General features: G+C 73.9%; 9 protein-coding genes. 4 read left to right on the top strand and 5 right to left on the bottom strand.

Annotation, left to right across the window (positions count from 1 at the left end; genetic code table 11):
• Positions 1–29: 29 nt before the first annotated feature.
• Entirely contained in the window at positions 30–1,136 is a 1,107-nt protein-coding gene (locus tag E1B22_RS04805; protein WP_135224775.1) for an aminopeptidase, read from the top strand.
• A gap of 372 nt (positions 1,137–1,508) precedes the next feature.
• On the opposite strand, the gene E1B22_RS04800 is transcribed toward E1B22_RS04805, so the two are convergent.
• Positions 1,509–2,429 carry an MBL fold metallo-hydrolase gene (locus E1B22_RS04800; RefSeq protein WP_135224774.1) on the bottom strand — a complete coding sequence of 307 codons (921 nt, stop codon included), beginning with the start codon at positions 2,427–2,429 and terminating at the stop codon, positions 1,509–1,511.
• 252 nt (positions 2,430–2,681) lie between these two features.
• On the opposite strand from E1B22_RS04800, the gene E1B22_RS04795 reads away from it, so the two are divergent.
• The 3 genes from E1B22_RS04795 to E1B22_RS04785 all read left to right on the top strand — a co-directional run bounded on the left by E1B22_RS04795 (position 2,682) and on the right by E1B22_RS04785 (position 8,345).
• Complete coding sequence (locus tag E1B22_RS04795; protein ID WP_135224773.1) at positions 2,682–4,919, top strand: glycogen debranching N-terminal domain-containing protein; 2,238 nt, start codon at positions 2,682–2,684, stop codon at positions 4,917–4,919.
• A gap of 51 nt (positions 4,920–4,970) precedes the next feature.
• Positions 4,971–6,665, top strand: coding sequence for an ABC transporter ATP-binding protein/permease (locus tag E1B22_RS04790; RefSeq protein ID WP_135224772.1), 1,695 nt, complete (start codon positions 4,971–4,973; stop codon positions 6,663–6,665).
• 270 nt (positions 6,666–6,935) lie between these two features.
• Positions 6,936–8,345: a chromate transporter gene (locus tag E1B22_RS04785; RefSeq protein WP_243123744.1), complete on the top strand. Its 1,410-nt coding sequence runs from the start codon at positions 6,936–6,938 to the stop codon at positions 8,343–8,345.
• Positions 8,346–8,589: 244 nt separating this feature from the next.
• Here the strand turns inward: E1B22_RS04785 and glmS are convergent, their stop codons facing one another.
• The 4 genes from glmS to cdaA form a co-directional block, all read right to left on the bottom strand.
• Positions 8,590–10,419, bottom strand: coding sequence for a glutamine--fructose-6-phosphate transaminase (isomerizing) (glmS, locus tag E1B22_RS04780; RefSeq protein WP_135224771.1), 1,830 nt, complete (start codon positions 10,417–10,419; stop codon positions 8,590–8,592).
• 1,336 nt (positions 10,420–11,755) lie between these two features.
• Positions 11,756–13,195 carry a phosphoglucosamine mutase gene (locus tag E1B22_RS04775; RefSeq protein ID WP_135224770.1) on the bottom strand — a complete coding sequence of 480 codons (1,440 nt, stop codon included), beginning with the start codon at positions 13,193–13,195 and terminating at the stop codon, positions 11,756–11,758.
• A 95-nt stretch (positions 13,196–13,290) separates the two neighbouring features.
• Entirely contained in the window at positions 13,291–14,319 is a 1,029-nt protein-coding gene (locus tag E1B22_RS04770; RefSeq protein ID WP_135224769.1) for a YbbR-like domain-containing protein, read from the bottom strand.
• Entirely contained in the window at positions 14,319–15,143 is an 825-nt protein-coding gene (cdaA, locus tag E1B22_RS04765; RefSeq protein WP_135224768.1) for a diadenylate cyclase CdaA, read from the bottom strand. The genes E1B22_RS04770 and cdaA overlap by 1 nt, the downstream gene beginning before the upstream one ends.
• Positions 15,144–15,197: the final 54 nt, after the last annotated feature.

The following is a 15,197-nucleotide window of genomic DNA, read 5'->3' as shown; positions in this document are numbered from 1 at the left end:
AATCCTTAGACCGGAAAGGAGCGACGACGGTGATCGATCCCCGCGTCCGCAAGATGGCCCAGGTGCTGGTCCGCTACTCCCTGGGGCTGGAGGCCGGCGACCACATCCTCATCCAGACGTCGGACCTGGCCACGCCGCTGGTCCAGGCGATCTACAGGGAAGCCCTGCGGGTGGGTGCCTTCCCCCAGGTGCTGGCCCAGCTGGAGGGGCTCAGCGAGATCTACCTCAAGGAGGCCTCCGAGGAGCAGCTGCGCGTCCTCACACCCTTGGACCGCCTGGCGTACGAGCAGTACCAGCATTCCCTCGTGATCCACGCGCCCCACAACGTGAAGGCGCTCAGCGGGGTGGACCCGCGGCGGCTGGCCATCGCCCAGGAGGCCCGGCGCCCGCTGACGGAGAGGCTGATGGCCCGCGTCGGCCAGGGCGGCAAGTACTGCGTCACCCTCTTCCCCACCCAGGCGCTGGCCCAGGAGGCCGGCATGTCCCTCGCCGACTACCAGGAGTTCGTCTTCGCGGCATGCCGCCTGGACGACGACGACCCCGTCGCCAGCTGGCAGGCGGTCAGCCGCCGGCAGCAGCGGCTGGTGGAGTTCCTGAACGGCGTTCGGGAGATCCGCGTGGTGGGCGACGGCACCGACCTGACCCTCTCGGTGACCGGCCGGACCTGGATCAACGCCGACGGGCACATCAACTTCCCCGACGGCGAGGTGTTCACCGGCCCGGTCGAAGACAGCGTCCGCGGCACCATTCGCTTCAGCTTCCCGGGGATCTTCCAGGGGCAGGAGATCGAGGACATCCGGTTGCGCTTCGAGGACGGCCGGGTGGTGCAGGCCGAAGCCGCCCGCGGCCAGGCGCTGCTGGACGCCCTGCTGGCGACCGACCCGGGCGCCCGCTACGTCGGCGAGTTCGCCATCGGCACCAACGAGCGGATCACGCGCTTCAGCCGCAACCTGCTCTTCGACGAGAAGATCGGCGGCACCGTGCACCTGGCCCTGGGGGCGAGCTACCCCATCACCGGCGGGCGGAACCGGTCCGCCATCCACTGGGACATGATCTGCGATCTGCGCCAAGGCGGCGAGATCTACGCCGACGGTCAGCCGATCTTCCGCGACGGCCGGTTCCTCCTCGAGGTGTAGGCCGGCCCGCGACGAGGTGGAGCCGGCCCTCCGTCCCGTGCGGCGGCCATCCGCTTCGCCGCGGCGGCATCGGCATCGCCGGTGGCTGAAGCCGGACCGGGTGCGCCTGGCCTTCGTCCCCGCCAAGCCCACGGGGCGACCCCGCTCTGGGACGAACCCGGCGTCGCGGTGGGGCCGCCTCCTGCGAGGCGCCCCCACGGCGCCTCCCTGCGGCGCCGCGGGCGCGTTCCTCCCGAGTCCGGGCGTGACGCGGCCGTTCCCCGCATCGAACGACACCACGACCCGCCGCACCTTGCCGCCGGCCTCCTCCCGGCGTGCCGCTTCTGCAGTCGGCCCAAGCCCTGGAACGAAGCGGTCCAGGGCCCCACGTCCTTACCGGCCTGCCACCTCCGATGCCGCCGCCCACCACCACCGCCCGTCCCGCACCTCCGCCCGCACGGCGCCCTCCCGCTCCAGGGTCGCCAGCACGCCCAAGAGGGCCGTGCGGTTCAGCACGTAGGCCACGGGCTCGCCCATGGCGGCCCCTCGCTGGGCTGCCAGCTCGGCCAGCAGGTCCTCGGTCCCCGCCGGTCCCCGCCGCAGCCGGTCCGCCGCCCAGTGCAGCAGACGCCGGACGGCGGCGGCGTTGGCATCCAGCACCGCAACCAGCTCGGGCCCCGCCTCCACCGCCGGCCCGTGGCCGGGGACGAACCAAGCCGCCTCCACGTGCCGCAACCGCTCCAGGGACTCCAGCGTCCGGCCGGCGTCCACCAGGTAGGGGATGGGATGCTTGGCCAGGGGCTCGAAGCCCATGAAGCTGTCGGCGGCAAACAGGACCCCGTCCACCAGATACCCCACCTGGCCCAGGCTGTGACCCGCCAGGTCGACCACCCGGATGCTCACCCCGCCCAGCTCCAGCACCTGGCCCGGTTGGACCTCGTGGTCCACCGGGGACGGCTCCGCCAGGAGGAACCGGTGACGCAGGGCCGCGATGGGCGCGGCCCCGCCGAAGAGATACACCGGCTCGTAGACGGGTTGACGGATCACCGCCGCCTCTACCGCCGGCGCGTAGACGGGGACGGTGCTCTTGCGCAGGATCTGCGCGTTTCCGCCGAAGTGGTCGGCGTGGGCGTGGGTGTTGAGGACCGCCCGCACCGGCGCCCCCAAGGCCGCGGCGGCGCGCAGGATCCTGTTGGCGGCCGTCCGGTCGAGGCCGGTGTCGATGACGAGCACGCCCTCGTCGGTGCGTACGAGCCCGCTGTTCACCGCCCCGGGGAGCAGCGTCACCCGGTCCGTCAGTCGGATGGTCTCCACGGTCCCGCCCCCGATCGACCGACGCAGACTTCCATCCGTCGCCGGTGCGCTCCTGCCTCGGCGCGGGGCGGCCCCAGGCCGCATCGGTCCTCGTCCCCGTGCGTCGGTCCCGCCCACGCGGGTGTGACCTCGGGGCTCGCCGCCCGGATCCAGGATCTCGGGCCCCCACGGTGAAAGGTCTCCACGCGCACGGTCCAGACGGCGGGGCGGCGATCGCCGCCCACGGCCGGCTGGGAGGGAGGACCGCTTCGTATGACGACCCAGGTCATCAAAGCCGATGACGTCTTCTTGCTGACCGACGAACGCGGCGACATCCCGGCCGGCGCTCCCGGCGGCCTCGGCCTCTTCACCCGTGACACGCGCTTCCTCAGCCGCTTCGAGCTGCGGCTCAACGGGTCGCCGCTCCTGGCCCTCACGGCGGAGGCGGAGCGCGGTGATACCGGCCGGGTGTTGTTGGTCAATGCGCCGGCCGCGACAGGAGGGCCCCAGGGTCTGGCCCGGGACTCGGTGGTCCTCGAGCGGTTGCGCATCGTCGCGGACGGGGTCCTCTACGAGCGACTGACCGTGACCAACCACCATCGCGCTCCCCAGGAGGTCGAGGTCGCGTACGAGGTCGACGCGGACTTCGCCGACGTCTTCCTCGTGCGCGGATACCCGGCCCGTCGCAGGGGCCTCATCACCGCCCGCCGGATCGACGCCAGGGGGCTGCGGGTACGCTACGACGGCGCCGACGGCATCCGGCGCGAGACGCGGATCCGGTTCAGCGAACCCGCCGCGACCTGGGACCAGCCGGGTCGCTTCCGGTTCCGCATGGCCCTCCAACCCGGAGAGCACCGGACGCTGACCCTGACCGTCGAGCCCGTGATCGGAGCCGACCGCGGCGACGTCGCAGGCGGGGGGAAGGCGAAGGGGCACCGCAACCGGTGCGGACCGGACGCCCCGGCCGCCGCAAGGCGGGAGCCGGTGCGCTCCCTCGAGCAGGCCTTGGCGGCTGCCGAGGACGCGTACCGGCGATGGCAGGAGGCGCTGCCCCGCGTCGAGTCGTCCCACCCCCTCTTCGACCGCCTCGTCCGGCGGGGCCTCGACGATCTCCGGATGCTCACCATCGACCTGGGCGACGGCCCGCTCCCGGTGGCCGGCATCCCATGGTTCGCGGCCCCCTTCGGTCGCGACAGCTTGATCGCCGCGCTCCAGGCGCTCCCCTTCCTGCCCGAGCTGGCCCGCGGCACGCTGCGCTCCCTGGCCCGCCTGCAGGGCCAGCGCGTCGATGTCGCTCGGTCGGAGGAACCCGGCAAGATCCCCCACGAGATCCGCTTCGGCGAGCTGGCCAACACCGGCCAGGTGCCCTTCGGCCGGTACTACGGCTCGGTGGACGCCACCCCGCTGTTCCTCATCGTGGCCGCCGAGTTCTACCGCTGGACGGGGGACCGCACCCTCGTGGAGGGCCTGTGGCCCCACGTCGATGCCGCGTTGCGGTGGATCGAGCATCATGGCGACGTCGACGGGGACGGCTTCGTGGAGTACCGGGGCGACGGCACCGGCCTGATCAACCAGGGATGGAAGGATTCCGGCGACGCCGTGGTCCACCGCGACGGCACCCTGGCGCGCGGTCCCATCGCCCTCTGCGAGGTCCAGGGCTACGTCTACGAAGCCCTACGCCAGTGGGGCCGGATCCTCCGGGAATGGGGCGAGGCGGAGCGGGCGGCGCAGCTCCAGACGGCGGCGCAGCGACTGAGGGAACGCTTCAACCAGGCCTTCTGGATGGACGACGAGGAGTTCGTCGCCCTGGCCCTGGACGGCGACAAACGGCAGGTGGCCGTGATCACGTCCAATGCAGGCCATCTGTTGATCACCGACCTCTTGGGGCACGAGCGGGCCGCTCGCGTGGCGCGCCGCCTCCTGGAACCGGACCTCTTCTCCGGCTACGGCATCCGCACCATGAGCAGCCGCGAGCGGGCCTACAACCCGGCCAGCTATCACAACGGCTCCGTCTGGCCCCACGACAACAGCCTGATCGCCTGGGGGATGGCGCGGCAGGGCTACGGGGAGGGCGTGCACAGGATCCTGGCCGGCCTCCTCGCCGTGGCCGAGCAAGCGACGTCGCACCGTCTGCCCGAGCTCTGGTGCGGGTTTTCGGCCGCTGCGGGCCCGTTCGTCCCCTACCCGGCGGCCTGTGCGCCCCAGGCCTGGGCAGCGGGAGCCCCCTTGCTGCTCGTGCGGGCGCTCCTGGGATTGGAACCGGACGCACCAGCCGGCGTCATCCGGCTGCAGCCGGTGCTCCCCCCGTGGCTGGCCGGCGTCCGGTTGCGCGGTCTGCGCGTCGGTGGCGGCCGGCTGTCGCTGGAGGTCCGGCGGAGGACGGCCGAGGATGGGAAAGCCGGGTCCGCGTCGGCCGAGCGAAGGGGCGTGGGTCCGGGACGGTCCGACGAGGAGCCCCTCGTTGCGATCCTGGAGAACGACACCGGACTCCGCGTCGTCGTCGATCGATGAGGGGGATGGGCAGCGGCAGGCGAGGCCGCCCGGCTGGCGAAGCCTCCGCACATGCGACCGGAATCCCCCGCGCCGCTGCTGGAAGTGGACGACCTCTGGAAGCGCTACCCGGGCGGCCCGCAGGCCTTGGCGGGCGTGGGTCTTCGCGTCTTGCCCGGGGAGCGGGTGATCCTCCTCGGCCGCAACGGCGCCGGCAAGACCACGCTGATCCGCTGCGTGCTGGGTCTGGTCGTGCCCGATGCCGGCCGGGTGCGGGTGGCCGGCGTGGACGTGGGACGGCACCCGGAGGCGGCCCGCCGGCTGGTGGGCGTGGTGTTCGAGGAAGCGGACAACAGCTATGCCTACCTGACCGTCCTGGAGAATGTATGCTACTTCGGCCTGCTCAACGGCTGGGCGGCGGCGCGCGCTCGCGGCGAGGCCCTGCGGCGGCTCGCCCAGGTGGGCTTGACGGACCGCGCCGCCGACCTGGCCCAGGCGCTCTCCCGGGGCCTCCGCCAGAAGCTCGCCCTGGCCGTGGCGCTGACCAAGGACGCACCCCTGCTGCTCCTCGACGAACCCACGCTGGGCCTGGACATCGAAGCCCAGCACGCCCTGCGCCGGTTCCTCAGGGACGACATGCCGGCCGACCGCGGGCTGCTCATCGCCACCCACGACGCGGCCTTCGCCTACGCCGTGGGCACGCGGTTCGTGATCCTGCACGGCGGGCGGATCGTCTGGGAGGGGACGCGGGACACCGTCCAGGGTCCGGCGGCATTGGAGTCGCGATTCCTCGACGCGGTCCGGCGGGCCGTCCCGGCGCCGCGCGACGTCGGCCGAACCCCCGTGCCCACCCGCGTACCCCGGGGAGCCCCCCCGTCCAGCCCACCGCACGGCGGCGGGCGACCCGGCCTGGCGGAGCCGCCGTGCCCGGCCGCGCCGCCCCCGCCGGCCCGGCCCACGACGCTCGCGACGGCGTCGCCGACCCCCGGTCTCGGCCACGTCCTGCGAGCGGCGCTCCTCAAGAAGACCGCCGAGTACCGTCGCTACTGGTTGGACTTCGCGGTCGGCCTGGCGATCAAGTGCATCTTCTTCCTGGGGGCGCTGTTCGCGGTCCCGGATGCGCCGCCCCGCGAGACGGCGCTCCGGGTCGTGGGCTTCGGCCTCTGGTACCTGTGGGCCCACGTCCTGGCCAAGCTGGGCAACCTGGTCCTGGAAGAGGCCTACCAGGGAACCGCCGAGCAGGTGCTGGTGACGCGCTCCCGACCCGTGCTCCTCCTGGCGGGGACGATCGCGGCCGAGGGCCTCTTCTCGGCGATCTGGGTGGCGTCGTTCCTGGTGGTGGCCGCCGCGTTGATCGGTCCAACCGACCTTGCCCGGGGCATGCAGGGCCTCCTCGGGCCGGCCCTCCTCCTGGTGCCGGCGGGCATGGCCGGCATGGTCGGCATGGGGTTGGCGGCGCTGGGGCTGTCCCTGCGCTTCAAACAGGTGGGGTCCCTCACCGAGGTGCTGCTGTACTACCTGCTGGTCTTCTCGGGCTTCTTCCTGCCCCCGGGCGCGATGCCGGCGGTGCTGGAGGGGCTCAACGGGCTCTCGCCCTTGGCCCGGGTGGTCGACGGCATCCGGGCCAGCTGGCATGGTGCCTCCCCCTGGCTCGCGGGAGCGGGGGCGTGGGCCGTGGCGGTGGCCTGGATCGTCGTCGGTGCCTGGGTGCTGCGGACCCAGTGGGCGTGGGCGCGCCGGGCGGGACGGGTGGGCAGCCCGGTCTGAGGTCTTCATTCGCGCCGCCTCCTCCCTTCGTCCGGCGTGGCCCGGTCGATTCCGACGCGCACGCTTGCACGGCGGTTCGATGCGTTGCCGGGTGCGCCGCACGAGGTGCACGAGGACGGAGGGACGGCGCAACGCCCTGCAGCGCGGAGCGTCACGCCATCCGTCACGCCATCATGCCATACAGGAGTCGACGCAGGGGGCACGGTAACCTTCCAGGTAGCAGGCAGCTGGCATGGGGGATCCCCCGTGTCAGCGATGGAGGCGATGCCGTTGTCCCGTCCCTTGGAGCGTCCTCCCGTCGGCGAGGTCGTCGCGGTGTTCCTGCGGCTCGGCGTCCTCGCCTTCGGCGGGCCTGCCGCCCACATCGCCATGATGCAGGACGAGCTGGTGCGCCGCCGGCGGTGGCTCGACGAGCGGCGCTTCCTGGACCTCTTGAGCATCACCCACCTGATCCCAGGGCCCAACTCCACCGAGCTCGCCATGCACCTGGGCATGGAGCGGGCCGGGTGGCGGGGGTGGCTGGCGGCGGGGGCGTGCTTCATCCTGCCCGCTGCCGCGATGGTCGGGGTGCTGGCACACCTCTACGTGGTCTACGGCAGGACGCCGGTGGCGACGCGCTTCCTGGAAGGCGTGCTGCCGGTGATCCTGGCCATCGTGGTCCACGCCCTCTGGGGGCTGGGACGGACGGTGTTCCGGTGGCCGGCACCAGGCACCACCCGCCGCCCCGGCATCGGCAGCCTCGCCGCCCGCGGCGCACTGGCGGCGATGGCCCTCGCCGGGTACCTGGCGGGGGTGCACGAACTCGTGCTGCTCCTGGCCGCCGCGGTGGTCTGGGGCGGCGGGGCTGCCCTCAGCCGCCGACCGCGCGGGCGGGGCCGCCCGCTGGGGCGCGGTCCCCTGGGCATGATGGCCGGCGCCGCAGGACTGGGCCCCGCCACCGGAAGCGGGGACCTCGCGGTGCTCGATCCCCACGGCCCGGCCCTCGGAGCTGCAGGGGGTGCCGCGGCCGCCGCCAGCGCCCAGGGCGGAGGCGGGCTGCCGGGCGGGACGGCCATGATCGGCGGGGCCGGGCAGGCAGGCGGGGCCGGCCCCGGGGGGAGGGCCGGCGCAGCGGGCGTGGCGGCCGCCGCCGCGCTGGCGGCCGCCACGCCCGCCGTGCCCTTCAGCCTGACGACCCTCTTCCTGACCTTCCTCAAGATCGGCTCCGTGCTCTACGGCAGCGGCTACGTGCTCCTCGCCTTCCTGCGGCGGGACTTCGTCGAGCGCCTGGGCTGGCTCACCGACCGCCAGCTGCTGGACGCCGTCGCCGCCGGCCAGTTCACGCCGGGGCCGGTGTTCACCACCGCCACGTTCGTGGGCTACCTCACCGGTGGGCTGGCTGGGGCCGCCGTCGCCACGGCCGGCATCTTCCTGCCGTCCTTCCTCTTCGTCGCCGCCATCCGGCCGCTGGCCGAGCGGCTGCGCCGCTCGCCGGTGCTCTCCGCCGCCCTCGACGGGCTCAACGTGGTCTCCCTGGCCCTGATGGCGGGCGTCACCTGGCAGCTGGCGCGCCAGGCGATGTCGGAACTGTGGACGGCGGGGCTCTTCGGCGTGGCGCTGATCACCCTCGGACGAACCCGGCTGAACTCGGCCTGGCTCATCGTCGCCGGCGCCGCCGTCGGCCTGCTGTTGCCCCGGTAGCCGACGGTCGCCGCATGTCCCCTCCCCTCCCCAGCGGCCCTGGTGGCGACCATCGCCGGGGCGGCGCCGCAGGCCAAGGGGCGACGGCGGTCTTTTGGTGGTGGGGCCGGGCGGCAGCTGGCCGCCCGGCCCCACCATCTGGACCCCACCACCGCGCGTCGTCGGCGACGAACAGGGGCGGCGCCCCGCAGGCCGCCGCCCCGGGCCCGGGCCGCTGGCCCCGTCGCCGGCCTTCGCGAACCGGCTACTCCACCGTGACGCTCTTCGCCAGGTTGCGCGGCTTGTCGACGTCGGTCCCCTTGGCCACGGCGGCGTAGTAGGCCAGCAACTGCAGCGGCACCGCCGCCACCACCGGCATCAGCATCGGGTGCACCACCGGCAGCTTGATGGTCTGGCGCGCATACCGGTCCACGCCCAGCAGGTCCTGGCGTACCACCGCGTAGACCGCGGCGCCCCGCGCCCGGACCTCTTCGATGTTGCTGATCATCTTCTCGCGCAGGGCGGGTTGGGTGACCAGGGCGACCACCGGCGTGTCCTGTTCGATCAGCGCCAGGGTGCCGTGCTTCAGCTCGCCGGCGGCGTACGCCTCGGCGTGGATGTACGAGATCTCCTTGAGCTTGAGCTGGCCTTCGAGGGCGGTGAAGTAGTCCAGGCCCCGGCCGATGAAGAAGGCGTCGCGCCAGCCGCCGGCCTGCTCCCCGATGCGCCGGACCGCCGCCTCCGTCTCCAGGGCGGCCTCCACCGCGCTCGGCAGCTGCCGCAGGCTCTCCAGCAGGTTCTTCCGTCCCAGGGGCCCGGTGAACCCGGTCAGCTCGGCCAGGTGGACGGCCAGCAGGGTCAGGGCCACCAGCTGGGTGGTGTACGCCTTGGTCGACGCCACCGCGATCTCCGGTCCCGCCCAGGTGTAGACCACGTCGTCCGCCTCGCGGGCCACCGAGCTGCCCACCACGTTGGTGATGGCCAAGACGCGGGCCCCACGCCGGCGAGCCTCCCGCAGGGCGGCCAGCGTGTCGGCCGTCTCCCCGGACTGGCTGATGGCGACGAACAGGGTCCGCTCGTCGACCAGCGGCTCCCGATACCGGAACTCCGACGCGATCTCCGTCCAAGCCGGGATGCCGGCCAGCCGCTCGATCAGCCGCCCGCCGACCAGGCCGGCATGGTAGGCGGTGCCGCAGGCCACCAGGTAGACGGCCCGCAGCTGGCGCACCCACTCCGGGTCGAACCGGACGGCGTCGAGCACCACACCCTCCCCCGAGCGGTGGATGCGCCCGGCCAGGGTGTCGCGAACGGCCCGCGGCTGCTCGTGGATCTCCTTCAGCATGAAGTGCGGGTAGCCGCCGCGCTCCGCCTGGCCGGGATCCCAGGTGACGGTCATCGGCTGGCGCGCCACCGGCGTGCCGTCGAGCCGCATCAGCTGCACCCCGTTGCGGGTCAGGACGGCCATCTCGCCCTCCTCGAGGGGGATCACGCGGCGGGTGTGGGGCAGGAGGGCGGGGATGTCCGACGCCAGGAAGTTCCCCCCCTCACCCAGGCCGACGATGAGCGGCGAGGCCTGCTTGACGGCGACGATCTTCCCCGGCTCGCGCCGGCTCATCACCGCCAGGGCATAGGCGCCCTCGAGCCGCGCCGCCGCCCGCTGGACCGTGCGCACCAGGTCGCCGTCGTACAGCTCCTCCAGCAGGTGCGCAACCACCTCGGTGTCCGTCTCCGAGGCGAACCGGTGGCCGCGGGCGGCCAGCTCGTCCCGGAGCTCCGCGTAGTTCTCGATGATCCCGTTGTGGACCACCACGAAGGCGCCGGTGCAGTCGGCATGGGGATGGGCGTTGGCATCGGACGGCCGCCCGTGGGTCGCCCAGCGGGTGTGGCCGATGCCGGTGGTGCCCCGCAGCGGCCGCTGGCTGACCAGCTCCTCCAGGCCGTCGATGCGGCCCACCCGCTTGCGCACGTCGACGGTTCCGTCGTACCCCACGGCGATGCCCGCCGAGTCGTAGCCGCGGTACTCCAGGGCGCGCAGGCCGCCGATCAAGATGGGCACGGCCTGCTTGGATCCGACGTAGCCGACGATCCCGCACACGGTTCCTTCCCCTCCCGAAAGTCCATGGGATCCCCAAGGTCCAAGGGAGCTCCCTCGGGCCCATGGAGGCTTGCCGCAGCCCACGGGCCCATCCGCGCCCCTGGCGAGCTGGCCCTGGCGGACCCGCGCCCGGCCGAGCCCCGCCGGCCGCGGGGGCCGGGCTCCGCCCCCGCAGCCGCGGGCCCGCCCCACGGGACGGCCAAGGGGGCCCGCACAATGGGGCGACCGAGCGGCCCGCCCCCCGGGGCAGCCCGGGGAGCAGCCAGGGGCGCGGGGCGCGACGCCCCACCTCGCCGTCCCCCGTGGCGCTCACCGACGCCCCGGTCGGGTCGCGGGCACGCCGATGCCCCCCGGCGCGCAGCGTCCTCTCGCGGGCGCCGGCCGCATCCAACCGTCGCCCGGCGCAGCGCATCGACCGCAAAGCGCCGTGCCGCCTGGCTCGCCGGCGCCCAGCCAGCCCTCCGGCGAGGGCCGCCAGCCACCGGCCGGGGCGACGGACGGGGTGCCCGGAGCGCCCATGGGTCGCGAACGCCCCCCGGGCGCCCATGGGTTGCGAACCCAATGGTTGGTGGAACGGATGCGTGTGGAACGGCTGCGAAACGGATGTCGGGGTCCACGGGTGGTGGGGCCGACGGGCCCCCTTGATGACGGGGGCGACGGACCCCTCGACGACCCCTGGAGGCACCGAGGTCGCGGCGGGACGCGTGGACGCGTGGCCCGCGGTCCCATCGGGGGATGCCGCGCGGGAGGTACCTTCCGCGGGAGGCTCACTCCCCGGAGCCCCTGGAGCTCGTCGCGTCGTCCCCAGGAGACCCGTGGCCCACCGCGGGAAGGGGAGGGGTTCAGGCCACCTGGCCCGTGTTGTCCCCGGGATCGCTCCCGGGATTTGCCGGGCCGCTCTCGGTCGTGGCCGACCGCCGGGCGATCCGCCGAACCCTCGATGCGCCCGGTCCTCGTCAACTCGCCGGCAGGGGCCGACGAGCCCTGGCGCTAGCAAGCCACTCGGCCGCTTTCCGTACCCTCGCTGAACCCGCTCCGTCCCGGCCACGAAGCCGCTCCTCGCGCAAGGCGCGGCTCGGGACCGCCTCCCTTCCCCGCTCGGTCGGCGGCGATGGATCGGCACCGCGCGCCGACCACCGTTCCCGCCGTCCCGCGTGCCCCGCTGCTCACCCCCTCCCGCCGGCTGGGGACGCCCAGAGCAACCCGTCCGGCACCGATCCGGCCCCGCTCGCGAGGCCACCGGTCCAGCCCCGCCCGGCTTCGCCGACCGGGGGTCGTGGCACCGGCCCCGCGGGGTCGCAGGCACCCCATTCTATGCCCCGGGGCCGGTCTCATGTCAATCGGTTCCGGATCCCAAGGCCCGGCGGATGGCACCGGCGACGGATTCTGCCAGCTCGCGCACCAGCGCCTCGTCGTCCCCCTCCACCATGACGCGGATCAGCGGCTCGGTGCCCGACGCCCGCACCAGGACGCGGCCGGCCTCGCCCAGTCGCTGCCGGGCGGCCGCGATGGCCGCCTGGATGGCGGGTTCGTCCTCCCAGCCCTCGCGGCGCTTCACGGGAACGTTGAGCAACACCTGGGGCACCGGCTGGACCACCGACGCCAGTTGCGAGAGGGGTTGGCCGGTGCGCACCATGACCGACGCCAGGACGAGGCCCGTCAGGATGCCGTCGCCCGTCACCGCATGGCGCCGCAGGATGATGTGACCCGACTGCTCGCCGCCCAGGGCGTAGCCGCCCTGCTCCATGGCCTCGAACACGTGGCGATCGCCCACCCGGGTGCGCACCAGGCGCAGCCCCGCCGCCTTGAGCGCCCGCTCGAGGCCCAGGTTGCTCATCACGGTCGCCACCACCGTGCGATCGGGCAGCTCGCCGCGGCGCGCCATGTCCAGGGCGAGCACCGCCAGGATGGCGTCGCCATCGACGACGCGGCCGCGTTCGTCCACAGCGATCACCCGGTCCGCGTCGCCGTCGAAGGCCAGCCCCAGGTCGGCGCCCTCCCGGCGCACCGCCTCGGCCAGGGCCTGGGGCGCCGTGGATCCGCAGCCGACGTTGATGTTGGTGCCGTCGGGGGCGGCGTGGATCACCGTCACCCGCGCGCCCACCGCCCGCCAGACGGCCGGGGCCCAGGGCGTCGCCGCCCCGTGGGCGCAGTCCAGCACCACGTGCAGGCCCTCGAGGCCCGGCCCGGCGGCGCGGCGCAGGTGCTCGAGGTAGCGCCGACCGGCATCGGGGGCCTCTTCCCGGCGCCCCACGGCTCCGCCCACCGGAGGGACGAACGCGGCCGCCCCGGCCTCGGCACCCGTGGCGCCGGCGGCATCGGCACCGCCGGCGGCCGGGCTGCCGAGCGCCCCCGACGGGCCGCCCTGGCCGCCCCGGAGCACCGCGGCCTCCACGGCCTCTTCCAGCTCGTCGGGGAGCTTCCGCCCCTGGGGGTCGAAGAACTTGATGCCGTTGTACTCCGGCGGGTTGTGGCTGGCCGAGATCACCGCCCCCCCGGTGGCCCCCAGCGCCGTCGTCAGGTACGAGACGCCGGGCGTGGTCATCACCCCCAGGGGGACGACGGTGGCGCCGGCGGACATCAAGCCGGCCGCCAGGGCGGCCTCCAGCATCTCGCCCGACGCGCGGGTGTCCCGGCCGACGACCACCCGCGGCCGCACCCCCCACCGACCGGCCAGGACCTGCCCAGCCGCCCGCCCCAGGGCGAGGGCCAGTTCTGCCGTCAGGTCCGCGTTGGCGACGCCCCGAACGCCGTCCGTACCGAACAGCCGTGTCATGCCGCCCCTCCCATCCGCGTGGTCTCGACACCCGCTGGCCCCGGGGCCGGGCCCCGGGTCACCGCCCTCGCCGCACGGCCGGTTCGTCCGGTGGGCTAGCCGGCCCCGCCACCTTCGCCCGCGCCCTCCATCGCACCGTCCCCGCCGTCGGGCCCGCCGGCCGCGCCGCCGACGTCCCGCACGGGCCGGATCTCGATGGTCACCCGCACCGTTCTCGGCCCGTCGTCCAGCACCACCCCCTCGGGCGGTGCCAGGGCCACCTCCCGGGTCACGGTGCGGCTCAGGCCGCCGATGTCGATGGCCTCGGTCTGCAGGAACTCCAGCCCCTCCAGGACCCGCCGGTCGCGAGCCCGCACCGCCAGCTCCGCGGGTTCGATGGTGATGTTGCCGATCTCGTACCCCGGGGCGGGCTCCCCCTCCAGCCGCGCCTGGACCGGCACCGTCTTGCGCGGCATGTACACCACCGGCACCGTCACCTGCACCGTGAGCGGCTCCAGCACCAGGGCCTGGGGGTAGGCGGGCTCGATGGGCTGGCCGGCGGCATCGACCGGCACCAGGGTGACGGAGTGGGCGATGGTGCTCTGGATGCCGCTCACCGGCACCGTCGCCACCACCCGCGCCACCCGGCGGACCAGGCTCCGGGCGCCGGCGACCGTCACCTGGTCGACGGAAAGCGCCGGGTTGTCGATCACATAGTCCGGCGCGGGCTCGCCGTTCAGCTGGAGCTCGACGGGCACCGTCTTCTCCATGCGCGGCTCGATGCGCACCGTGACCTGCTGGGGGCTCACCCGCACCACCCGCAGGCGCCCCCGCGACGGGATCACGGTCACCGGGCGCGTCGCCTCGCCCGGGCCGAGGCCGCCGAGGTCCACCGTCACCCGCGCATCCCGGGGGCCGAGATCCTCGAGGAACTCCGGCGGGCCGCTGAAGGTGACGTCGACCACGTGGGGCTCCAGGGAGAGGACCGCCAGCCCCGGGTCCAACCCCTCGGGGATCACCTCCACGTCGTACACCGTACGGGCCTGCTCCGGGTTCTGGCTGCTCATCACCCCGAACCAGAGGATCACCGCCAGGACCACCGACAGGATCTTCAACCGCGTCTCGCTCTCGAACAGCCGCTCCATCAGGACGACCCCCGCATCCACGGCAGCAGCGCCGGGGCCTCGTCGGCCGCCAGCAGCGACGTCAAGAGCTCCTTGAGGGTGGCGTCGTCCAGGTTGCGGATGAGCTTGCCGCCGTGGGCCAGCGAGACCCGTCCCGTCTCCTCGGACACCACCACGGCGACGGCATCGGAGTGCTCGCTGATCCCCAGCGCCGCCCGATGCCGGCTCCCCAGTTCCGGACCGGGCCCGGCCTCCTCGGTGAGGGGGAGGAAGGCGCCGGCGGCCATGACGCGATTGCCGCGGATGATGACGGCCCCGTCGTGCAGGGGCGTGTTGGGGATGAACACGTTGACCAGGAAGGGGGCCGAGACGATGCCGTCGATGATGATCCCCGTCTCGATGATCTCGTTGAGCCCCGTCTCCCGCTCGATGACGATGATCGCCCCGACCTTGTTGCGCGACAGCTGCTCGACGGCCCGGACGACCTCCTCGATCATGCGGGCCACGTCCTGCTGGGGCAGGGCGAAGAGCGGGCGGGCGAAGAAGCGGCCGCGACCCAGCTGTTCCAGGGCCCGGCGGAGCTCCGGCTGGAACACGATGGGCAGCGCCACGATCAGCGCCAGCTGGGCCTGGCGCAACAGCCAGTGGATGGTGTCCAGCCGCAGCCAGCCGCTCACGCTGGTGAAGACCACCAGCACCAGGATGCCGCTGAGGATGGGAACGGCCCGCGTGCCGCGGATCAAAAGGAAGAACCGGTAGAACAGGTACGCGACGAGGGCGATGTCCACCAGGGAGATCAGCCAGTCGACCCAGGTCATGGTGAAGAGGAACGCGGGCAGCGGCACCTCGGGCCTCCCTCCCGGGACTGCCGCCTGGGCGGCAGCAGGCTCGCACCCCGG

This window comes from Thermaerobacter sp. FW80 (assembly GCF_004634385.1).
In the GTDB taxonomy this organism is placed as follows: domain Bacteria; phylum Bacillota; class Sulfobacillia; order Thermaerobacterales; family Thermaerobacteraceae; genus Thermaerobacter; species Thermaerobacter composti.
The sequence above is the reverse complement of the archived record's forward strand: the minus strand, read 5'-3'. Positions and strand labels throughout refer to the sequence as shown.

Excerpts from the sequence above, each read along its gene's own strand:
- E1B22_RS04790 (WP_135224772.1), top strand. The coding sequence starts at position 4,971 with ATGCGACCGGAATCCCCCGCGCCGCTGCTGGAAGTGGACGACCTCTGG.
- E1B22_RS04770 (WP_135224769.1), bottom strand. The coding sequence starts at position 14,319 with ATGGAGCGGCTGTTCGAGAGCGAGACGCGGTTGAAGATCCTGTCGGTG.
- E1B22_RS04795 (WP_135224773.1), top strand. The coding sequence starts at position 2,682 with ATGACGACCCAGGTCATCAAAGCCGATGACGTCTTCTTGCTGACCGAC.
- E1B22_RS04775 (WP_135224770.1), bottom strand. The coding sequence starts at position 13,195 with ATGACACGGCTGTTCGGTACGGACGGCGTTCGGGGCGTCGCCAACGCG.